The 20,941-nt window shown below is 66.0% G+C and carries 22 protein-coding genes; 15 read left to right on the top strand and 7 right to left on the bottom strand.

Annotation, left to right across the window (positions count from 1 at the left end):
• The first annotated feature begins 8 nt into the window (after window positions 1–8).
• On the top strand, window positions 9–815 hold the full coding sequence (locus tag CVS48_RS03365) for an SDR family oxidoreductase (RefSeq protein WP_100853251.1): 807 nt from the start codon (window positions 9–11) through the stop codon (window positions 813–815).
• A gap of 74 nt (window positions 816–889) precedes the next feature.
• Here CVS48_RS03365 and CVS48_RS03360 read toward each other — a convergent pair whose 3' ends face one another.
• Window positions 890–2,704 carry a DUF342 domain-containing protein gene (locus CVS48_RS03360; protein ID WP_100853250.1) on the bottom strand — a complete coding sequence of 605 codons (1,815 nt, stop codon included), beginning with the start codon at window positions 2,702–2,704 and terminating at the stop codon, window positions 890–892.
• A gap of 245 nt (window positions 2,705–2,949) precedes the next feature.
• On the opposite strand from CVS48_RS03360, the gene CVS48_RS03355 reads away from it, so the two are divergent.
• Window positions 2,950–3,705, top strand: coding sequence for a lytic transglycosylase domain-containing protein (locus tag CVS48_RS03355; RefSeq protein WP_100853249.1), 756 nt, complete (start codon window positions 2,950–2,952; stop codon window positions 3,703–3,705).
• A 68-nt stretch (window positions 3,706–3,773) separates the two neighbouring features.
• On the opposite strand, the gene hemL is transcribed toward CVS48_RS03355, so the two are convergent.
• From hemL to CVS48_RS03340, 3 genes are read right to left on the bottom strand one after another with little or no spacing between them, the layout of a single operon-like run.
• On the bottom strand, window positions 3,774–5,051 hold the full coding sequence (gene hemL / locus CVS48_RS03350; RefSeq protein ID WP_100853248.1) for a glutamate-1-semialdehyde 2,1-aminomutase: 1,278 nt from the start codon (window positions 5,049–5,051) through the stop codon (window positions 3,774–3,776).
• A gap of 5 nt (window positions 5,052–5,056) precedes the next feature.
• The gene (thiE, locus tag CVS48_RS03345) at window positions 5,057–5,722 is read right to left on the bottom strand and encodes a thiamine phosphate synthase (RefSeq protein ID WP_100853247.1); all 666 of its coding nucleotides are present in this window, start codon (window positions 5,720–5,722) and stop codon (window positions 5,057–5,059) included.
• Window positions 5,719–6,528, bottom strand: a complete 810-nt coding sequence (locus CVS48_RS03340; protein WP_100853246.1) for a hydroxymethylpyrimidine/phosphomethylpyrimidine kinase — start codon at window positions 6,526–6,528, stop codon at window positions 5,719–5,721. Before CVS48_RS03340 ends, thiE begins: the two co-directional genes overlap by 4 nt.
• 162 nt (window positions 6,529–6,690) lie before the next feature.
• On the opposite strand from CVS48_RS03340, the gene CVS48_RS03335 reads away from it, so the two are divergent.
• The 6 genes from CVS48_RS03335 (at window position 6,691) to CVS48_RS03305 (ending at window position 11,138) form a co-directional block, all read left to right on the top strand.
• On the top strand, window positions 6,691–6,855 hold the full coding sequence (locus CVS48_RS03335; RefSeq protein ID WP_003814980.1) for a rubredoxin: 165 nt from the start codon (window positions 6,691–6,693) through the stop codon (window positions 6,853–6,855).
• Between the two features lie 149 nt (window positions 6,856–7,004).
• On the top strand, window positions 7,005–7,592 hold the full coding sequence (locus tag CVS48_RS03330; RefSeq protein ID WP_050447075.1) for a YqgE/AlgH family protein: 588 nt from the start codon (window positions 7,005–7,007) through the stop codon (window positions 7,590–7,592).
• Entirely contained in the window at window positions 7,585–7,986 is a 402-nt protein-coding gene (gene ruvX, locus CVS48_RS03325; protein WP_100857484.1) for a Holliday junction resolvase RuvX, read from the top strand. Before CVS48_RS03330 ends, ruvX begins: the two co-directional genes overlap by 8 nt.
• 22 nt (window positions 7,987–8,008) lie before the next feature.
• Window positions 8,009–9,079 carry an aspartate carbamoyltransferase gene (locus tag CVS48_RS29555; protein ID WP_242001378.1) on the top strand — a complete coding sequence of 357 codons (1,071 nt, stop codon included), beginning with the start codon at window positions 8,009–8,011 and terminating at the stop codon, window positions 9,077–9,079.
• Window positions 9,076–10,401: a dihydroorotase gene (locus CVS48_RS03310; protein WP_100853245.1), complete on the top strand. Its 1,326-nt coding sequence runs from the start codon at window positions 9,076–9,078 to the stop codon at window positions 10,399–10,401. The genes CVS48_RS29555 and CVS48_RS03310 overlap by 4 nt, the downstream gene beginning before the upstream one ends.
• A complete protein-coding gene (locus CVS48_RS03305; protein ID WP_100853244.1) occupies window positions 10,398–11,138 on the top strand; it encodes a lysophospholipid acyltransferase family protein in 741 nt (246 codons plus the stop codon). Before CVS48_RS03310 ends, CVS48_RS03305 begins: the two co-directional genes overlap by 4 nt.
• A 43-nt stretch (window positions 11,139–11,181) precedes the next feature.
• On the opposite strand, the gene CVS48_RS03300 is transcribed toward CVS48_RS03305, so the two are convergent.
• Window positions 11,182–12,072, bottom strand: a complete 891-nt coding sequence (locus tag CVS48_RS03300; protein ID WP_100853243.1) for a LysR family transcriptional regulator — start codon at window positions 12,070–12,072, stop codon at window positions 11,182–11,184.
• Window positions 12,073–12,287: 215 nt separating this feature from the next.
• On the opposite strand from CVS48_RS03300, the gene CVS48_RS03295 reads away from it, so the two are divergent.
• From CVS48_RS03295 to CVS48_RS03265, 7 genes are all read left to right on the top strand, one after another.
• Window positions 12,288–12,962 carry an RraA family protein gene (locus CVS48_RS03295; RefSeq protein ID WP_100853242.1) on the top strand — a complete coding sequence of 225 codons (675 nt, stop codon included), beginning with the start codon at window positions 12,288–12,290 and terminating at the stop codon, window positions 12,960–12,962.
• Complete coding sequence (locus tag CVS48_RS03290) at window positions 12,959–14,176, top strand: aminotransferase class I/II-fold pyridoxal phosphate-dependent enzyme (protein WP_100853241.1); 1,218 nt, start codon at window positions 12,959–12,961, stop codon at window positions 14,174–14,176. The genes CVS48_RS03295 and CVS48_RS03290 overlap by 4 nt, the downstream gene beginning before the upstream one ends.
• A gap of 82 nt (window positions 14,177–14,258) precedes the next feature.
• On the top strand, window positions 14,259–15,086 hold the full coding sequence (locus tag CVS48_RS03285; RefSeq protein WP_100853240.1) for an ABC transporter substrate-binding protein: 828 nt from the start codon (window positions 14,259–14,261) through the stop codon (window positions 15,084–15,086).
• Between the two features lie 28 nt (window positions 15,087–15,114).
• A complete protein-coding gene (locus CVS48_RS03280; protein ID WP_100853239.1) occupies window positions 15,115–15,816 on the top strand; it encodes an amino acid ABC transporter permease in 702 nt (233 codons plus the stop codon).
• Window position 15,817: 1 nt separating this feature from the next.
• Window positions 15,818–16,534: an amino acid ABC transporter permease gene (locus tag CVS48_RS03275; RefSeq protein ID WP_100853238.1), complete on the top strand. Its 717-nt coding sequence runs from the start codon at window positions 15,818–15,820 to the stop codon at window positions 16,532–16,534.
• A complete protein-coding gene (locus CVS48_RS03270; RefSeq protein ID WP_100853237.1) occupies window positions 16,531–17,256 on the top strand; it encodes an amino acid ABC transporter ATP-binding protein in 726 nt (241 codons plus the stop codon). Before CVS48_RS03275 ends, CVS48_RS03270 begins: the two co-directional genes overlap by 4 nt.
• 265 nt (window positions 17,257–17,521) lie before the next feature.
• Window positions 17,522–18,793, top strand: a complete 1,272-nt coding sequence (locus tag CVS48_RS03265) for an IS256 family transposase (RefSeq protein WP_100857483.1) — start codon at window positions 17,522–17,524, stop codon at window positions 18,791–18,793.
• Window positions 18,794–18,896: 103 nt separating this feature from the next.
• On the opposite strand, the gene CVS48_RS03260 is transcribed toward CVS48_RS03265, so the two are convergent.
• Together CVS48_RS03260 and lptG are read right to left on the bottom strand one after the other, a co-directional pair.
• Entirely contained in the window at window positions 18,897–19,730 is an 834-nt protein-coding gene (locus CVS48_RS03260; protein ID WP_100853236.1) for a symmetrical bis(5'-nucleosyl)-tetraphosphatase, read from the bottom strand.
• The gene (gene lptG / locus CVS48_RS03255; RefSeq protein ID WP_100853235.1) at window positions 19,727–20,905 is read right to left on the bottom strand and encodes an LPS export ABC transporter permease LptG; all 1,179 of its coding nucleotides are present in this window, start codon (window positions 20,903–20,905) and stop codon (window positions 19,727–19,729) included. The genes CVS48_RS03260 and lptG overlap by 4 nt, the downstream gene beginning before the upstream one ends.
• Window positions 20,906–20,941 lie beyond the last annotated feature (36 nt).

The raw sequence follows: 20,941 nt of genomic DNA, 5'->3' as shown, positions 1-20,941 counted from the left end.
GACTATTCATGGATTTTTCAGGCTTTCCCGGCTTGGCCGGCAAGACCGCCATCATCACCGGCAGCACCCAGGGGCTGGGCGCCGACATCGCGCGCGGCCTGGCGGCCGCCGGTGCCCACGTGGTGCTGGTGGGGCGCAACGCGCAAGCCGGCCAGGCGCTTGAGCAGGAACTGGACGGGCGCGCGCTTTTTTGCGAAACCGACATCGGCAGCGACGCGCAGATCCAACGCTGCATCGACGCCGCGCTGGCGCGCTTTGGCCGTCTGGACATCCTGGTGAACAACGCCTGCCAGTACGCGGACCGGGGGCTGGCCTCCTCGCGCGACGAATGGCACGCCACGCTGGACACGAACCTGGTCTCGGCCGCCATCTTCACGCAGTTGGCCGCGCCGCATCTGCCGCGCGGCGGGGTGGTGGTCAACATGGGCAGCACGGGTGGCAAGTTCGGCGCGGCGGGACGCGCGCTGTATCCGGCGTCCAAGGCGGCCATGTTGCAGATCACCAAGAATTTCGCGGTGGAACTGGCGCCGGCCGGCGTGCGGGTGCTGGCGGTGTCGCCGGCATGGACCTGGTCGCCGTCGGTGGAACAGTTGTCGGGCGGCTCGCGCGAGGCGGCGGACGCCGTGGGGGCGCACTTTCATCCGCTGGGCCGAGTAGGGTCGGGCGAAGAAATCGCCGCCGCCGTGTGCTTTGCGTGTTCGGATGCGGCGTCCTGGATGACGGGGGTGGACATCCCCGTGGACGGCGGCTTTTCCATCCTGGGGCCAGACCGCGGCATTTCGCCGCGCGTCTGGTTCAAGGAACTGGCGCCTTGATTCCCTGAGCGATCGGGCCGGGCCACGCGCGCCGTGGGGCTCTAAGGCGGCCTGCCGGGAGGCAGGGCGCGGCCTTAGCGAATGACGATCTCGCCTTCTTCCAGCCCGGCCTTGCCGCCGATCTGGTCTTCCAGGAATTCCTGCACCTTGTTGCCCAACTGAATCTTCGTCCCGCTGCAAAAGCGCCGCGTGGCGGCCACCGTGGCGGTGTGCAGCGGTTGCAGGTCGCGCACCAACTGGGCTTCTTCTTCGTCCAGCGCCAGCAAGTCGCTGCCCAGCTTCATATGGGTGTTGCGGGCGCGTTCCACCACGTCGCCGGGCGCGCGCTGCGGGTTGGCTTGAAGGAACATCAGCAGTTGTTCCAGCTTGGCCTTTTCCTCGTTCATCTTCAGGCGCTTGCGCGTCAATGCCGAGCGCTTGATGTCGGCATGCGGGTCCAGGCCGGCCTGCACCAGCGTGGGAATGCCGGAGGGAGACCCGATGGTGCCGGCGCGTACGGCGTTCAGCGCGCGGATCTGGCCGCCCGTGATGGCGCTTTGCTGCGTGTTGGGCGGACCGACGTTGACGCTGCCGCCCGCCGCGATACTGCTCTGGCGGATCTCGCGTTCAACGTCCACGTCCTGCCCGGCGCTGATGATGGCGTTTTCAATGAACTTGGCGCGCAGCGTTCCGCTACAGACGATGTGGGCGGTGCGCGCGGTGGCGGCGGGGTCTTGCAAGGCTTCGGCCATGCCGATGATGCCGCCCTTGACCGTGACGCTGCCGCCCGCTTCCACCAGTGCTGCCTCGATGGTGCCGTTGACCACCACATCGCCCGTCACGCGCACTTCCATCGTGGCGGCGATGTCGCCGCGCACCTGTAGCGAACCTTCAAAGGTGATGTTGCCGGTGGACAGGTCGACGGCATCCACCTCGACCATCGGGTTCACCTGCACGCCGTGGCTGACCAGCGTGGGCGTGCCCGCGATGGTCGCGCGCAGCAGCAGCGGGTCTTCCGGGTCCACGGCCACGCCGCTTATGTCCTTGGAGAACGGCGTGTCGGGCAGTTCGTCCGGCAGCACCGGCTCGCCCAGCACGTTGACGCCGTCCACGCCCGGCAGGGGCGGGAAGCGGCGCATCAGGGGCGTGCCCGGCGACACCAGCAGCAGGCTGCCAAGGTCGCGGTAGTCCACATGGGCCAGCTCGTCGATTTCCTGCGCGCGCGGCTTGAGGCGGTCCAGCAGGCTTTCGAAACGGGTGGGGGTGCCGCGCGTGGGCGGTGTGCCTTGGGCGATGACGACGGTTTCGCCATTGCCCTTTTCCACGGCCTCGGCCAGCGCCTGTTCCTGCACGCCCTGCACAATGCCGCGGTCGGCCACGGCCTGGCGCAGCACGTCCAGGGTGACGGGCTGGCCGCCACGGGGCGGGTGCAGGGTCAGCAGCGCGGTCATGCGGTCGGGGTCGAGTTCCAGCTCGAACGAGCCGTCCACGACCTGGCCCACCGGAAACTGCACCGGCTCCGTGGCGTGGCGGCAGCGGTCGATGAAGGCCAGCACGGCGTGGCTGTCCAGCGCGTCGGCGCTCAAGCCTTGGGCGATGGCGGCGGCGGTCAGGGTTTCCCAACTGGGGATGTCGGTATTGATGATGGGAGCGGGCTCGACCGGCTCGTCACTGGCTGCCTCGGCCATGGCCGCCGTGGCAACGGCCGCCGCGGCAACGGCCGCCGCGTCGGTGTCCGCTTCCTGGGCATCGTCGCCGCGGTTGCCCTGATCGGCTTCGCCGGCGGCATGGGTTGCGGTGTCGGGGTCGGGGGTCGGGTCGGGATCCGGGCGTGGCGGCGGCGTATAAATTGCCGACAGGACGTTGGTGCCGGCATCCAGCACCAGCTGCAACGTGTTTTCTGCGTCCATCTTTGCCTCTCCCTGCCTGGCACGAGCGGCCAGGTTCATTCATTTGGTAAATAACGGAAATATTGCGACATATTAGCGTAGTCGTCCGCCATATGCCCTAGGTAAGTCCCCGAGGTTTTCGAAGTTTTCGGGGCTTGGCTGGGCAAAACGAGGACTAGGGCTTAGGGGCGAGCGACAAACCGGGTTGATCGCCGCAGCATAGGGACTCGCCAACGCGTCTTCGGACGCCGCCGGAGCCCCAAACCATGGACCCTCGACACCGAAGTTACCCGCCTGTCTTTAGCGCCTTCGTGGCGCGCGTCGGCGGCATGGCGGTGCTGATGGCCCTGGCCGTGGGTGCTCTGGCGCTGGCGCCTGCAAGCCCCGCCCAGGCCGCCGAAATCTACCGCTACAAAGACCCCTACGGCGTCTGGCGCGTGATGAAAGTGCCCACGGGCTACGCCAAATATTACAAGCGGGCGCAGGCGCGCACGGCCTGGCGCCGCAATAGCACCACCAAGGTCTGTCTGGAATGCGCGCCGCGCCAGGGCGACGGTGCGCGGATGGCGACGCTGGCGCCGACGTCCCGGGCGCAGCGCTGGGGCGAGATCAAGCTGCCCACCGCGCATGATGGCCTGATTGAGCGCGCCGCCAAGGATTCCGGCGTGGACCGGGCCTTGCTGACGGCCGTCATCGCCATCGAATCAGGGTTTCGCAGCGACGCGCGCTCGCCCAAGGGCGCGCTGGGGCTGATGCAGCTGATGCCCGCCACGGCGGCGGCGGTGCTGGCGGTGGATGATATCGAACGCGCGCTGGTGGACCCGGCGACCAATGTGAAAGCGGGCTCGCGTCATTTGCGTCGGCTGATCGACCAATACCCCGGCCGGCTGGACCTGGCGCTGGCGGCGTACAACGCGGGCGAGGGGGCGGTGCGCAAATACGATGCGGTGCCGCCGTATGCCGAAACCCAGGCGTATGTCAGGGACGTGACCGCCCTGTACGAACAGTACAAGACGCCCTGAGCAGGGCGTCTTGTTTGGGGTTTTCATTCCGGGTTTTTTAACTGAGGCCCTGGGCGGACCCCAGCCGCTTACATCGCGGCGAAGACCTTCTCGGCGATGTCCAGCGTGGACTTGATCACCGCGTCGTCGTGCGTGGCCGACACGAAGCCCGCTTCGAACGCGGACGGCGCGAAGTGCACGCCGTGGTCCAGCATGGCATGGAAGAAGCGGTTGAACGCCGCCGTGTCGCACTTGGAGACCTCGGCAAACGAGGTGGGCACCGTGTTGCTGAAATAGATGCCGAACATGCCGCCCACCGAATCGGCCGAAAAGGCCAGGCCGGCGGCACGGGCGCGCTCTTGCAGGCCCTGGGCCAGCTTGGCGGTTTGCGCCGACAGCTTGTCGTAGAAGCCGGGCGCGGCGATCAGGCGCAGCGTGGCCAGACCCGCGGCCACGGCCACTGGGTTGCCGGACAAGGTGCCGGCCTGATACACGCCGCCCAGCGGGGCGATGTGCTTCATGACTTCAGCGCTGCCGCCGAAAGCGCCCACCGGCATGCCGCCGCCAATCACTTTCGCCAGCGTGGTGATGTCCGGCTTCACGCCGGTCAGCCCCTGCACGCCTTGCGGACCCACGCGGAAACCCGTCATCACTTCGTCAAAAATCAGCAGCGCGCCGTGCTGGGTGCAGACCTCGCGCAGGCCTTCCAGGAAGCCGGCCGTGGGCTTGATCAGGTTCATGTTGCCGGCCACCGGTTCCACGATGATGCAGGCGATATCGGCGCCGTGCTGGGCAAAGGCCTCGCGCACCGCGTCCAGATTGTTGTATTCCAGGGTCAGCGTGTGCGACACGAATTCGGGCGGCACGCCGGCCGAGCTGGGGTTGCCGAAGGTCAGCAGGCCCGAGCCCGCCTTGACCAGCAGGCTGTCGGAATGGCCGTGGTAGCAGCCTTCGAACTTCACGATCTTGGCGCGGCCGGTGGCGCCACGCGCCAGGCGGATTGCCGTCATGGTGGCTTCGGTGCCCGAGCTGACCAGGCGCACCTGTTCCAGCGACGGCAGGCGCGAGATCAACACTTCGGCCAGTTCGATTTCAGCTTCGGTGGGGGCGCCGAACGACAGGCCGTTGACGGCGGCTTCCTGCACCGCGCGCACCACGTCGGGGTGCGAATGGCCCAGGATGGCGGGGCCCCAGGAGCCCACGTAATCGATGTACTGCTTGTCGTCCGCGTCCCACACGTACGGGCCTTGCGCGCGCTTGATGAAGCGCGGCGTGCCGCCGACTGAGCGGAAAGCGCGCACGGGCGAGTTGACGCCGCCGGGGATGCTGCGGCAGGCGCGTTCGAAAAGCTGTTCGTTACGGGACATGGCGTTCAAGGCTTGCGAAGAGGGTTGACGGAATAGGGCGCGGAGCAGGCCGTTGCGGCGGCGCGAATGCTGGGCGCTTCGAAAAGTGCGGTGATGACGGCGATGGCGTCGGCGCCCGCCTGGGCCACCAGCCGTGCGTTGTCGGGCGTGATGCCGCCGATGGCCACCACGGCGGGGCGCGGCGCATCACGCTCGTCGACCAGGCGGCGGGCTTCGGTGAGCACGGACAGCGGCGCGCGCACGGTGTCGGGTTTGACGGTGGACGCGAACATGGCGCCAAAGGCGATGTAGTCGGCGCCCGCGTCCAGCAGTTCACGCGCGCGCGTCAGGTCGTCGTAGCTGGAACCGCCCAGGATCAGGTCGGGGCCGGCCTCGGCGCGGATGCGCGCCAGGCTTTCGTCGTCGCGGCCCACGTGCGCGCCGTCGGCGCCCACGTCCAGCGCCAGGCGCCAGTCGTCATTGATCAGGAACACCACGCCCAGCTCGCGGCACAGCGGCGCCAACGCGCGGGCCTGTTCGGCGCGTACCGCGTCGGGCACGTTCTTGCGCCGCAATTGCAGGGAACGCATGCCGCCGTCGGCGGCCTTGCGTACGGCTTGCAAGAGGCGGTCGGTGTCGTCCCATTCAGGCGTGACGCCGTACAGGCCGGCAGGAAAGCGCAAGGGTTTCATTGCGGTTGGATCCGGTTGGGAATGCGCCGGCCCATGCCCGGCAGGAAGCTGGCCGCGACCGACGCATCGGCATGCGCCAGGCCTTGGCGCACCGCCTCGGGCATCTCCAGCCCGCGCGCCAGCATGGCGGTGATGGCGGTGGCGGCCAGGCCGCCGGCATCGCCATTGCGGTCGGGCGGCGTCTGCCACGGCCAGGTGTGCGTCTGGCCGCTGGGGCCCAGCAGCACATTGGCAAAATGGCCGGGCCGCTGCGGGCTGCCCAGCACCAGCACCCACTGCGCGCCCGCCGCCACCAGGGCGTGCATGGGCGAAGGTGCGTCCCCGATATCGATGTCGCCGTCGGCATGCCATTGCGCCAGGCGCAAATGCTCGATGATCACCAGATCCGTCTGCGGCAGCACCAGTTCAAGCGTGGCGGCCAGAAGGTCGTCGGCCTCGTCTTCATCAGCCGCGTCGGTCGGCAGCGGGGCACGCTGGCCCAGGTGCAGCACCAGCGGCACCTGGCTGTAGTCAGCGGCCACCTGGGCTGCCACGCTGGCAGTTTCAGCGGTGTATAGTCCGCCCACCTTGATGGCCTGCACGGACATGTCTTCCAGCAGGCAGCGAGCCTGGTCGTCCAGCAGGTCGGGCGAAACGGGATGGATTTCTTCGATGCCGGCAGTGTCCTGCACGGTCAGCGCGGTCACGGCCGCCAGGCCATGACAGCCCAGGCGGGCGCAGGTGACGGCGTCAGCGGGCAAGCCGTCGGATCCCGAGGGATCGAACGGGCCGAAGACCAAAACGAGAGGGGGGGTAACGGGGGCCACGTAGACAGCGCTTGAGCTTTGAGCGGAGTACCCGGATTCATTTTGAGGTGAATCAGGGGAACCCCTATTGGGTTTCGGTAAGATTGTCCCCATTCTAATGGAAGCCCCCCACCTTTGCCCCGCCTCGGGGAACCGGGTGGGGTTTTGATGTAAGAGAGAACTATGCGTACTTGGATGTGTCTGATTTGTGGCTGGGTCTATGACGAAGAGGCCGGCCTGCCCGACGAAGGTATTGCTCCCGGCACCCGCTGGGAAGACGTGCCGCCGAACTGGGTCTGTCCCGAATGCGGCGCCCGCAAAGAGGACTTTGAATTGATGGAAATCTGAACCCGATCCGCTGACCCATTCCGCCAGGGCTCGTAAGATGGGGCATTGACCCCATCCCACGTAACCAAAGACGGTCTGCCGCCAGGCAAGACGGCCACGCTCGCGTGTGCGACGTCCACGGTTCTTTCAGACTACCCAAAGGGGTTGCCATGACGGAAAAACATCACGAATCCGCCGCATCGCAGGCGGCCAACTTTGCCAACCAGTTCCTGATCGCCATGCCCGGCATGGTCGAAGGCAGCCTGGCCGGCTCGGTCATCTACGTGTGCGAACACACCGAACGCGGCGCGCTGGGCTTGGTCATCAACCGGCCCACCGACCTGACCCTGGGCACCTTGTTCGAGCGCATCGAATTGACGCTTGAAATCGGCCCGGTCAAAGACACGCTGGTTTACTTCGGCGGCCCGGTCCAGACCGACCGCGGCTTCGTGCTGCACGCGCCCGCCGGCGACTACAGTTCCAGCATCAAGATGGGCGCCATGGCGCTGACCACCTCGCGCGACGTGCTGCAAGCCGTGGCCGACGGCAATGGCCCCGCCCGCATGCTCGTCACGCTGGGTTACGCCGGCTGGGGCGCCGGCCAGCTGGAAAGCGAAATGGGCCAGAATGCCTGGCTCAGCGTGGGCGCCGACGACCACATCATCTTCGACGTACCCGCCGAAGACCGCTACCCCGCCGCGCTCAAGCTGCTGGGCATTGATCCGGTCATGCTGGCGGGCGATGCGGGCCATGCCTGAAGAAACACTGCTTGGTTTCGACTTTGGCGAAAAGAAGATCGGCATCGCCATCGGCAACACCCTGACGCGCCAGGCGCGCCCGCTGGAAATCATCTTCAGTGAAATCCGCGATGCGCGCTTTGGCCGCATCGCCGCGCTGTTGCAGGAGTGGCAGCCCCATCGCGTGGTGGTGGGGCTGGCGCTGGATGCCGATGGCGGCGAACAGCCCGCCACCGCGCGCTGCCGGCGTTTCGCCAATCAATTGCATGGCCGTTTCGGCATCGCGGTCGAACTGGTGGACGAGCGCGGTTCCAGCATGGAAGCGCAGCGCCTCTTGGGCACGCACGCCGCCGATGACGCGATGGCGGCGGCTGTTATCCTGCAACGATATCTAGACTCCCTGCCTGCGGCGTAACGCGCGTGGCCCGGCCTTTTCTATGCTCAATCCGCAACTTGATCGCCGCGGCGAACTCATTCATCTGCTGACAACGGAAGGGCTGCCCAAGCGCCACGTCGAGCGCTTGCTGGACGCCGCGCGTGCCTATGCGGCGGCGGGCGACGCCGGTTCTCCAGCCGCCTTGATGCCCCCCGCGCACGCCGCGCCATGCCCCGTCTTTCTATCCCTTGGCGACGACCTTGCCGACGGCGATGCCTATGCCGCGCTGGCGACCCGGTTGTCGCTCTTGCCCGTGGTGCTGGACGCGCAGACTGAGCCACACGCGCAACCCGCGCAACCCGCGCAACCCGCGCAACATGCGCAATACGCGCAACACCCGCCACACCCACAACACGCGCCCGACGTGCATGCCCCGTCGGGCGCGGTGGCGTTCAACCCGCATCTGGGCGACGCGTTGGCCGAGACGGTGGCGCGCTTGCAACCCGGCGTGCTGGTGCTGCGCCACGCGGCCAGCGGCGCTGCCCATTGCGCCGCCGCCCACGCCGCGCCGGGCTTGCGCGTCATCAACGCCGGTGATGGGTGTCATGCGGACCCCTTGCCGGCACTGGCGCTGGTGCTGGCGATGCTGCACGCCAAGCAGGACCTGACGAACCTGGCGGTGACCTTGGTGGGCGATATCCGGCATTCGCGCGTGGCGCGTTCGGTCATCCACTCCATGACGACCTTGGGTGTGCCCGAGGTGCGTGTGGTGGCGCCGCGCACGCTGTTGCCCGAAGGCTTGCCGCAGCTGGGCGTGCGCGAATGCGTGAACCTGCACGAAGGGCTGCAAGACGCCGACGTCATCATCGTGCTGCCCTTGCAGGTGGAACGCATCAGCGGCGCGCTGCTGCCGTCCGCGCGTGAATACGCCCATGCCTATGGCCTGACTCCCGCCACGCTGGCCGGCGCCAAGCCGGATGCGCTGCTCTTGCCCGGCGGCGCGCTGACCCCGGGCGTGGAAGTGGATGGCGACGTGGCCGCGGCCCTGCCGCCCGTGCAGGCGCAATTGGCCGACCTGGAACAACACCTGCGCCTGGCCGCCTTGAGCGTGCTGGCCGGAGACGCGCCATGAGGCTGCACATCGCCAATGGCCGCTTGATCGATCCCGCCAACGGAGTGGACGGGCCGCATGACCTTTACCTAGCCGACGGCCGGGTGGTGGCGGTGGTTCCGGCTGGCGCCGCGCCGGACGGCTTTCAGGCCGATCGCGTGCTGGACGCAACCGGCCTGGCGGTCTTGCCTGGCTTGGTGGACCTGTCGGCGCGCGTGGCGCAACCTGGCCGCGCGACGGGCCTGGCGTTCGCGCCCGCCGAGCTGCGCGCGGCGTTGGCCGGCGGCGTCACGCGGCTGGTGATGCCGCCGGATGCCGCCTCAGACGACGCGCTGGACGAGCCCGGCAAGGTCGATACCTTGATGCGCCAGATGGAAACCGGCCAGCCCCGCATTCATCCGCTGGGCGCGATGACGGTGGGCCTGGCGGGCGAGACGCTGACGGAAATGGGCCTGCTCGCGCAAGCGGGCTGCCTGGCCTATGCCCAAGGCGAGCACGGCATCGCGGACACGCGCGTGCTGTGGGGCGCGATGCGTTATGCCAGCGGGCTGGGCTACACGCTGTGGCTGCGTCCGCAGGACCCCTGGCTGGCCCAGGGCGCCGTTGCCGCCAGCGGCGCGTATGCCGAACGTCTGGGCCTGGAAGGCCTGCCGCCGCAAGCCGAGACGGTGGCTTTGAACACCATCTTCGAACTGCAACGCGCCACCGGCGCGCGCGTGCACCTGACCCGCCTGTCCTCCGCGCCGGGGCTGGCGCTGCTGCGCGCGGCCAGGCGCGAGGGCCTGGCGGTGACGGCGGACGTGTCGGCGCACAACCTGCTCCTGACCGATGTCGATATCGGCTTCTTCGACACGCACTTCCACCTGCAGCCGCCGCTGCGCGGCCAGCGCGACCGCGACGCCATCCAGGCGGCGCTGGCCGAAGGGCTGGTCCAGGCGCTGTGTTCGGATCACACGCCCGTGGACAAGCACGGCAAGGCGGTGCCGTTTCCGGTGTCCACCCCCGGCGCGACGGCCTTGGAACTGCTGCTGCCGCTGACCTTGAAATGGGCGCGTGACCATCGCGTGCCGCTGGCCGATGCGTTGGCTCGGGTCACGTCGGGTCCGGGTGCGGTACTCAGTGGCATCAGCAGCGGCACAAGCAACCCCGCCGCGCTGGCCGGCCAGTTGGGCGTGGGCGCGCCCGCCGACGCCTGCCTGGTGGATCTGGACGCCGAATGGCTCGTGACGCCCATGGCGCTTCAAAGCCGCAGCCCGCATACGCCGTTCGCGGGTATGATGCTGCCCGGTCGGGTACGCGCCACCGTGGTCGGTGGTCAACTGGCCTGGGAGACCTCAGTTTGAAGCTGCTGCGCTTTGTCTTACGGCTGGCCCTGGTGCTGCCTCTGATCGTCTATGGCTTGTTGTGCGTGGGGCTGGTCTACCCCTTCATCCGCCCGCGAAGCCGGGCCTGGCTGAATCGATCGTGGTCGCGCGCGCTGATGGCGGCCTGCGGAGTGAGGGTCGTGTTCAGGGGTGACCCGCGCATGACCGGCCCGGTGCTGCTGGTGGCCAACCACGTCTCCTGGATCGATATCTTCGTCCTGAATTCCGCGCGCCCCACGTCGTTTGTGGCCAAGAGCGAGATCCGCAAATGGCCCGTGATCGGCTGGCTGGTGGCGGGCGCGGGCACGCTCTTCATCGAACGCGGCCAACGCCACGCGGTACATGCCATGGGCGAGGCCATGCAGGCCCGTTTCAAGCTGGGCGATGCGGTGGGGCTGTTTCCGGAAGGCACGACGACGGAAGGCTTCGACATGCTTCCTTTCCACGCCAGCCTGTTCGAACCGGCGCGTTCGGCAGCCGTGGAAATCCAACCCGTGGCCTTGCGCTTCCTGCGCGACGGCAAGCGCGACGGCTTCGCCGCGTTCGTCGGCGAAGAAAGCCTGGTGGCCAATCTTTGGCGCGTGCTGGGCGCGACGGGCTTGTCCGTCGAAGTGGTGTTTCTGCCGGTATTGGCGGCAAGGCATCCGGATGGCACCCTGCCGACGCGCCTTGAACTGTCGCATCAGGCGCGCGACGCGATTCTTGGTGCGTTGTAAAGCCAGGGCCTGAAGCGCAGACCTGAAGCGCAGGCCTTCCCCCCTACACCCCGCCGGAAAACTCGCAGCAGCTTTCCGCCAGCTCGGCCACGCTTTCACAAAACGCCACGTCCGCGTCACGGCGGAACATGGCGCTGTAGACCGATTGCGGCGGCGCGGTGCTGGTGCGCGCGATCACCAACTGCTTTTTGCTCACCATGTCCGCGAAGTAATCGCGGGGCAGGCAACTGACGCCGAAGCCCGCGGCGGTCAAGCCCGCCATGGCGATCAGGCTGTTGATCGTGAAGATATTGCTGTCCGGCGTATGAGGCCGCAGCCACCCGTCGTAGATCATGTTCAACCCCGACTCGCGGCTTTGTCGCAAGAGCGGCAGGCGCGCGATGTCGGCGGGCGTATAGACGCGGCTGGCGTCGATCAGGTCAGGGCTGCCCATCCATGCGAATTCCAATCGTTGCAGCGCCACGACCTGCAGGTTCGGTTCCGCGAATTCCCCGTGCAGGAACGCCATGTCCAACTGCCCCGCCTGCAAGCGCTTGAGCAGGTCGGCGCCCAGGTCGATGTGCGGTTCCAGCGTGATGCGCGGATAGTGCGCGCGCAGCAGGCGGATCAAGGCGGGCAGCCACGTCATGGCCGTGATCTCGGTAATGCCGAAACGGAACGTGCCGGTCAGCGTGTGCTGGCCTTTCAGCCGCACCAGCAAGCGGTCTCGATGGCCCAGCATGTCTTCGGCAAGCGCATAGACCTCGTGACCCCGCGCGGTCAGTTCGGCTCGGTGGCCCGAGCGGTCGAATAGCGCTACGTTGAAGTCCGCCTCCAGTTCCTGGATGCGCTTGGTGATGGCCGATTGGGTCGTGTGCAGCTTCTGCGCCGACGCGGAAAACGTGCCCAGCCGGACGGTCCAGTACAGGGCCTCGATTTGTTTGAAAGTCAGCATGCCGGGTGACGCGTGGTGGTGATGTTCATTCCGAAATTTCCGCCTAGGGCTAACCCCTATATTCCAAAAATTGATGAGGTTCGTGGAAATTTAATCCCTTTTTCCAAAATGGAAAAGCTCGCAACATGCCATCTGACCGTTCACCCGGCCGGCCTGCATCCTGAAAAATTCCACAGGGTTGCCGGCGGCTACCGACCCAGGAACTGCAGATCGTCATGGCCAATATTCTTACCGGCGCCCGCCAATTGCCGGCTTCCCCCGTTGCTCCCGCCGCCATTCTTGAAGCGCTTGCCGGCATCGTCACGCCCCACCTTAGCGACAACCTGGCGCGCCGCGAGGGCATCTCGGGCCTGCACCGCTACAACGGCAGCGGCAAGCTTGTGGGCACCGCGCTGACGGTCAAGACGCGCCCGGGCGACAACCTGATGATCTACAAGGCCATGATGCAAATCCAGCCCGGCCACGTGCTGGTGGTGGACGCGGGCGGTGACCTGTCCAACGCCGTGCTTGGTGAAATCATGAAGCGCTACCTGCAAGTGCATGGCTGCGCGGGCGTGGTGGTGGACGGCGCCATCCGCGACGTGGCCGCGTTTGAAGCCGACAACTTCCCTTGTTATGCGCGTGGCCACATCCATCGTGGCCCTTACAAGGACGGCCCGGGCGAGGTCAACGTGCCCGTGTCGATCGGCGGCCAGGTCGTCAACCCCGGCGACATCATCGTGGGCGACGAAGACGGCCTGGTCTGCTTTGCCGCGTCCGACGCGGAAAGCCTGATTGCCGCCGCGCACGCGCATGCGGCCAAGGAAGAACGCATCATGGCCGAGATCGCCAAGGGCGATAAGACGCAAAGCTGGATGCAGGCCGCCTTTGCCGCCAAGGGGCTGGCATGAGCGCCGCCGACACCGCCTTCCTGGCCGAACGCGCCCGCGCGATCAAGCCGTCGCCCAGCATGGCCGCCAAGACGCGCGTGGACCAGTTGCGCGCGGAGGGCCGCGACATCGTCGACTTCACCGTGGGCGAACCCGACCTGCCCACGCCCGCGCACATTGTGCAGGCGGGCATCGACGCGCTGAATAGCGGCGACATCCGCTACACCGCGTCCGCCGGCGCCAAGCCGCTGCTGGAAGCGGTGCGCGCCAAGTTCCAGCGCGAAAACGGCCTGGACTACGGGCTGGACGAGCTGATCGTCGGCGTGGGCGCCAAGCAGTTGATCTTCACCGCGCTGGCCGCCACGGTGCAAGCCGGCGACGAAGTCATCATCCCCGCGCCCTACTGGGTGTCGTACCCGGACATGGTGCTGGTCAACGATGGCACGCCCGTGGTGCTGGCCTGCCCTGAAGCCGATGGCTTCAAGCTGACGCCGCAAGCGCTGGAACAAGCCATCACGCCGCGCACGAAATGGGTGCTGCTGAATACGCCCAGCAATCCCACCGGCGCCATGTACAGCGCGGATGAACTGCGTGCCTTGGGCGAGGTGCTGGCGCGCCATCCCCACGTGTGGCTGATGACCGACGAAATCTATGAACACCTGGCCTACGGCGACGCGCGCCACGCATCGCCCGCCGCGGTGGTGCCGGCGCTGGCGGGCCGCACGCTGACGATCAACGGCGTGTCCAAGGCCTACGCCATGACCGGTTGGCGCCTGGGTTACGCGGGCGGCCCCAAGCCGCTGATCAAGGCCATGGCCACGCTGATTTCGCAAAGCACCAGTTGCGTCAGCGCCATCAGTCAGTCGGCCGCGCGCGTGGCCTTGACCGCCGACCAGCGCTGCGTCAGCGACGCCGCCACCGTATTCCATGCACGCCGCGATCGCATCGTGGCCTTGCTGAACGCGGTGCCGGGCATCCGCTGCCCCCAGCCGCAGGGCGCGTTCTATGTCTACCCGTCGGTTGAAGGGTTGCTGGGCAAGCGCACGCCGGCCGGCCGCGTGCTGGAAAGCGATCTGGACGTGGTGATGTACCTGTTGGACGAGGCCGGTGTGGCCGTGCTGGATGGCGCGGCCTATGGCTTGTCGCCCTACCTGCGGCTGAGCTTCGCCACGTCGATGGAGAACATCGAAGAAGGATGCCGCCGTATCGACAGCGCCTGCGCGGCGCTGAGGTGAACGCGGTTTTTTACTGAACGCCGTTTTTGTTGGCAGTACGCATACCTGGCAGTACCCATACTTACATTCAAGGGGAATTTCCATGAAGACCACCATTGCTTCCTTCGTTGCCGCCGTCGGCCTGGCCGCCACGCTGGCGCCCGCCGCGCACGCGGACACCGTGCAAGACATCAAGGCGCGCGGCAAATTCATCTGCGGCACCATGGGCACGGCCGAGCCCTTCAGCTTTCAAGATCCGAAGACCCGCGCGGTGGTCGGCTACGAAGTCGATATGTGCCAGGCCGTGGCGGATAGCCTGGGCGTGCCGCTGGAACTGAAGCTGATCGCCGTCGAAGCCCGCATCCCCGAGCTGATCGCCGGCCGCGTCGACCTGGTGGCCGCCAACCTGGGCTGGAGCCCGGACCGCGCGAAGCAGATCGACTATTCGCACCAGCATTTCGTGAGCCTGCAGAAGATCCTGGCGCGCGAGTCCGAGAAAGACCTGAAGGCGCCTGCCGACCTGGCGGGCAAGCGCGTCAGCGCCGTGCGCGGATCGTCCTCGGAGCAGGGCGCGCGCAAGAACATCCCGAATGTGGATACGGTGACTTTCAAAGACCCCAGCGGCGCGTTCCTGGCGCTGCAGCAGGGCAAGGTCAGCGGCTTCGTGGCGTCGGAAATGATGCTGGTGAAGCTGCAGCAGCAGGCGGCCGGCAGCGCGGTGCCCGTGAAGATCCTGCAACCGGCGCTGTTCGTCGAACCGTGGGGCATGGGCGTGCGCAAGGGCGACACCGCCATGTTGAACCAGGTGAACAAGGTGCTGGACGGCATGGAAGCCTCGGGCCAGGCCACCAAGCTGTTCGATAAGTGGTTCGGCGCGGGCACGCAATTCAACATGAAGCGCGACTTCCGCATCGAAGCCATCAAGGGTTGATGCGCGACACGCGCTGGAGCCTCGTTCGATGCACTACGTTTTCGACTTCAGCGCCATTTTCCAAGGCGAGTACCCGGACTGGCTGCTCAGGGGGTTGATCACCACCCTGGCGCTGGCCGGGCTGGCCTGGATTCTGGCGTTCTGCCTGGGCAGCCTGCTGGCGGTGATCCGCCTGACGGGTTCGCCCGTGGCCAACGCGGTGATCGCGGTGTATGTCGCGTTCCACCGCAACGTGCCCATGCTGGTGCACATCCTGTTCTGGTACTTTGGCGTGCCGGCGTTGCTGCCGCAAGGCTTGAGTGATTGGCTCAACAGCCACGGCAGTGAATTCATCATGTCGTGCATCGCGATCGGGCTGGTGATGTCGGCCTACATCTGCGAAGACCTGCGCAGCGCCGTGCGCGGCATCCCGCCGGGGCAGGTCGAGGCATCGCGCGCGCTGGGGCTGAGCTTTCTGCGCACGATGCGCTGCGTCGTGTTGCCGCAGGCGTTTCGCATCGCGATTCCGCCACTGCTGAACCAGACCCTGCTGCTGCTGAAGAACACCAGCCTGGCGATGGCGATCGGCGTAACGGAACTGACGGCGGCCGGCCGCGAGATCGAGAACTACACGTTCCGCACCTTCGAGGCCTATGCGGTGGTGACGGTTATTTATCTGTTGCTGTCGTTCCTGATCATGGGCGGCGGCGCGATCTTGCAACGACGTTATCGTCCGCTGGGGGCGCGCTGAGATGTGGGACATACTGAAAGACAATTGGCTGCTGCTCTTGATCGGGCAGTATCCGCACGGCCCGATAGGGGGGCTGGTCGCCACGCTGGGCCTGGCGGCCATCAGCCTGACGCTGGCCTTGCCTTGCGGCGTGCTGCTGGCACTGGGCCGCATCAGCCCGTACCGCATCTTCTACTGGCCGTCGTCGGCGGTGGTGTATCTGGTGCGCGGCCTGCCGCTCTTGATGTTCATCTTCTGGGCGTACTTTTTCGTGCCGATCATCATCGGCCGCCCCGTTGCGGGCACGACCACAATGGTGGTGGCGCTGGTCTGCTACGAAAGCGCCTACCTGGCCGAGATCATCCGCGCGGGTATCCAGGCCTTGCCGCCGGGGCAGCAAGAGGCCAGCCGGGCGTTGGGCTTGTCGTACATGCAGACGATGCGGCGCGTGATCCTGCCGCAAGCGCTCTACAACATGCTGCCCAGCATGCTGAGCCAGTTCGTATCGACGGTGAAGGAAACGTCGCTGGCCTATGTGATCAGCGTGCAGGAACTGACCTACGCCGCCAACCAGATCAACAGCGTCTTGCTGACCAAGCCGTTCGAGGTGTTCGGCCTGCTGGCGATGACGTATTTCATCCTGAATTTTGGCCTGAGTTCACTGGTGCACCTGACCGAACGACGTATCGGCAGACGGCGCGCCGGGCTTGGTGCTGTCTCTAAAGTGGTGCCGACATGATCCGATTTTCACAAGTGCAGAAGTGGTACGGCGACTACCAGGCGCTGGCCGACGTGACCGAAGAGGTCAAGCAAGGCGAAGTGGTGGTGGTCTGCGGGCCATCGGGTTCGGGCAAGTCGACCCTGATCCGTACCGTGAACCGCCTGGAGCCTATTCAGAAGGGCGTGATCGAGGTCAATGGCCAGGACATCTATGGCCCGAAGGTGCACCTGGATCAGTTGCGCAGCCATATTGGATTCGTGTTCCAGCAGTTCAACCTGTTTCCGCATTTGTCGGTGCTGGAAAACCTGATGCTGGCGCCGCTGCAACTCAAGCGCGCAAAACGCGCCGAGGCCCGCGAGCGGGCGATGCAGTTGCTGGAAAGGGTAGGCCTGTCGCACAAGGCCGAGGCGTATCCGGCGCAGCTTTCAGGGGGGCAGCAGCAGCGGGTGGCGATTGCGCGGGCCCTGGCAATGAATCCGCCGGTGATGTTGTTCGATGAACCGACCAGCGCGTTGGATCCGGAGATGGTGGGCGAGGTGCTTCAGGTGATGAAGGGTTTGGCCCGGGACGGAATGACGATGGTGTGCGTGACACACGAGATGGGGTTCGCGCGTGAGGTGGCGGACCGGGTGTGGTTCATGGATGCGGGGCGGATTGTGGAGACGGGAACGCCGGAGGGGTTTTTTAACCGGCCGGGAACGGTGCGGGCGCAGAAGTTCCTGGCGGAGATTCGGCATTGAGTTTTTTTGGGGAGTGATGGGTTGCGCGCGGCTGTGGAATGGGTTCTTTTGGCGGCCTTGGCGCGCTTCACCCATCCTACGGGTGTGGCTGTTTGATGGGTTGCGCGCGGTCGTGGGTGGGGTTCTTTTTGCGGCCCTGCCGCGCTTCACCCATCCTACGATCCTACGGATTGGGATCGTAGGATGGGTGAAGTGCGAGAGGGTTTGCGGGACCTATCCGTGATTTTGTGTGCGAGGCATATCATGAGGACTAAAGACCATGGATATGCCGATGAAGAAGAGACGCACAGCAGCTGCTCAGGCAGCGGCCCGCGGGCCGCTGCCTGAAGTGCCGGCCGAGTTGCTGGATCATCTGGTCAAGGGACCGATGACGCCCAGCGAGGTTCAAGACCTGTTCCTGTCGTTCCAGAAGGCCGTGATCGAGCGGACGATGGCCGCAGAGATGAATTTGCATCTGGGATATCGGCCAGGCGAGGACAAGCCCGAAGGCCAGGCCAACGAGCGCAACGGCGCCAGTGGCAAGACGGTGCTGACCGAGCATGGCCCGGTGCGCGTGGAACTGCCGCGCGACCGGGACGGCTCCTTCGCGCCGATCCTGATCCCCAAGCACGAGCGGCGCTTCACCGGGTTCGATGACCGGATCATTGCCATGTACGCCCGGGGCATGAGCGTGCGCGAGATCCAGGCGTTCCTGGCCGAGAGCTACGGCACCGAGGTCTCGCCTGACTTCATCAGCTCGGTCACCGACGAGGTCATGACCGAAACCATCGCCTGGCAGAACCGGCCACTGGAGGCGATGTACCCGGTGGTGTTCTTCGATGCGTTGCGGGTCAAGATCCGTGACGACGGCGGGGTCAGCAACAAGGCGGTGTATCTGGCGCTGGGCGTGCAGGCCGACGGCCAGCGCGACGTGCTGGGCCTATGGGTTGAGCAGACCGAAGGGGCCAAGTTCTGGCTCAAGGTCTTCAATGACCTGAAGACCCGTGGCTGCCAGGACATCCTGATCGCGGTCGTCGACGGCCTGAAGGGCCTGGCCGATGCTATTGGCGCAGCCTTCCCGCGCACGACGGTACAGACCTGCATCGTGCATCTGATCCGCAACAGCCTGGATTACGCGGGATGGAAAGACCGCAAGGCAGTGGCCGCTGCCCTGCGTCCGATCTACGCTGCCGCCAGCGAACAAGCGGCCGAGCAGGCGCTGCAAACGTTCGCCGATGGACCCTGGGGGATCAAGTACCCAACGATCGTCCAGGCCTGGCAGCGGGCCTGGGAGAACGTCACGCCGTTCTTCGTCTTTCCGCCAGACATCAGACGCGTGATTTACACCACAAACGCCATTGAAAGTTTGAACATGCAGTTGCGCAAGATCATCAAGACGCGGGGGCACTTCCCCAACGATGAGGCCGCCATCAAGCTCCTATGGCTGGCGCTACGCAATGTGCTGGCCAAGTCCGTCAGGGCGACCTTCGACTGGAAAGCCGCCATGAACCAGTTTGCTATCCTGTTCGGTGAACGGTTTACTGCGGTGCGGGGATAACAACTTTTAAAACGCCTCGCCCACAAAAATACGGACAGGCCCGGTTTGCGCGAGAAATGCGGTGCTTGCCGCACGTAACCCATCTGCGACGTTGCGTGAACGCTTATTCCGACAACGGGTCCTGGAACTGCGAACACTTTACCTGCACCAGCTTGCGATCCTGCAAGCGTAGCGCGGTCAAGGAGCCGCCCCAGACGCAGCCGGTGTCCAGGCAGATGACGTCGGGTCGCTGCAGCAAGCCCAGCGTGGACCAATGGCCGAACACCGTCGTGATGTCGCGCGTGGCGCGGTTGGGGACGTCGAACCAGGGCACCAGGCCCGGGGGCCAGGCGCCGGGGGCGACCTTGGTGGCGAACTCCATGTGGCCGTTCGGCGTGCACAGGCGGATGCGTGTCAGCGCGTTGATGATGACCCGCATCCGTTTGCCGCCCTTGTGGTCTTCTTTCCACGTGGCCGGCTCGTTGCCGTACATCTTTTGCAGCGCCTTCTGCCAATTCGGGCCACGCAAGGCGTCCTGCACTTCGCCCGCCAGGGCCAGCGTCTTGGCGACATCCCACTTCGCCAAGGTGCCCGCATGCACCAGCAGGTGACCCTGTTCGAAGTGGGCCAGGGGGCGAAAACGTAGCCAGTTGATCAGGGCGGTGGCGTCCGGCGCGCGCAGGATTTCGTCCAGCGTGTCCGACTTTGACGGCTTGCGCACCCCGGCGGCGGCGGCCAGAAGGTGCAGGTCATGGTTGCCCAGCACCGAGGTCGCGCGGTCGCCCAGGTCGATGATGCGACGCAGGGTATCCAGCGACTGCGGACCACGGTTGACCAGGTCGCCCGCGAACCAGAAGCGCGAGCGGGGATCTCCGACCAGGTCGGGGTGGGCCAGCAAGCGATCCAGCGGCGAGCAGCATCCCTGCACGTCGCCGATCATCCAGATACTGCCGTTCATGCGGGACTCTTGCTCCAGGGCCAACGTTGTTGAACGATGCGGGTAATCGTGTGGCGGTATTCCATATAGCTCATGGCGCCCAGCGCCAGCGCCATGGCGCCCAGGTTCGGACCCAGGGCGGTGAACCAGGGCGGCCATTTGCCCAGCATGCCCACGTTCAGCGCCAACTGGTTCAGCATGAAGAAGCCCACGCCCAGCAAGATGCCGATGAACACCTTCGCGCCCACGCCGCCGCGGCGCGTCTGCATCAGGCCGATGGGGGCGGCAATCGTGATCATCACAAGCAGGGTGAAGGGATACGCCAGTTTGCGCCACAGGGCGACCACCTGTCGACCATATTGCAGTTGGTTGTCGCGCAAATACTCCACATAGTCCAACAGGGTAACGATGGACATGCGCTCGGGCGTCAGCACGCGGGCCAGCAGTCGTTCGGCGCTAAGGGTCGTGTCCACCGTGCGCTCGGGCAGCTTCACCACCGAGGCGGGCGGGTTCTTGGGCTGGCGGGCGTCGGCCAGGGCATCGGCCGCGTCGTCATCCAGGCGCGTTTCCGACACGTCCTTGAGCACCAGGTCGCCGTGGGCGAACAAGCCGGTGGGCGCGGTGGACAGCGCGGTCAGCGTCTGGTCTTTCTTGAATTCGTACAGGGTGATGCCGGCCACCTGGCCGTCGCCCTTGAGTTCGGCGATGTTGATGATGCGCATGCCGCCGTTGGCGGTGGGTTCCTTGAACCAGTAGCCGCTCTTTAATCGGTCGCCGCCGGCCTTGCCGCGAAACATCAGGTTGGCCTCACCGCTTTTGATCTCGGCCCAGGGCGTGACGTATTCGGACAACAAGGCCGCGCCGATCATCAGCGGAATGGTCACCACCCACAGCATGCGCAACAGGCGCATGCCGCTGACGCCCGACACGCGCAGGATGACGAGCTCGTTGCGCTGGGCCAGGCCGGCCAGCGCAAGGATCGCGCCGATCAGCAGCCCGATGGGCAGCAGGTCATACAAGCGGGTGGGAATGGCCAGCGCCTGCATGTAGAGCAGGGCCATCATGGAGAACTTGTCGCCCACGTTGTCCAGGTCGTCCACCAGCGCGAAGAACGTGAAAAGACCCAGCAGGGCCATAAGGACCACTGCACAAGAGCGATAGATCTCGCGGGCCAGGTAGCGACGTGCGGTACGCATGAAAATGATGGGGGAGCGCTAAACGTGAAAGCTTAA

The organism is Achromobacter spanius (assembly GCF_002812705.1).
Lineage (GTDB): Bacteria > Pseudomonadota > Gammaproteobacteria > Burkholderiales > Burkholderiaceae_B > Achromobacter > Achromobacter spanius.
This window is presented reverse-complemented; position numbering and strand designations above follow the sequence as displayed.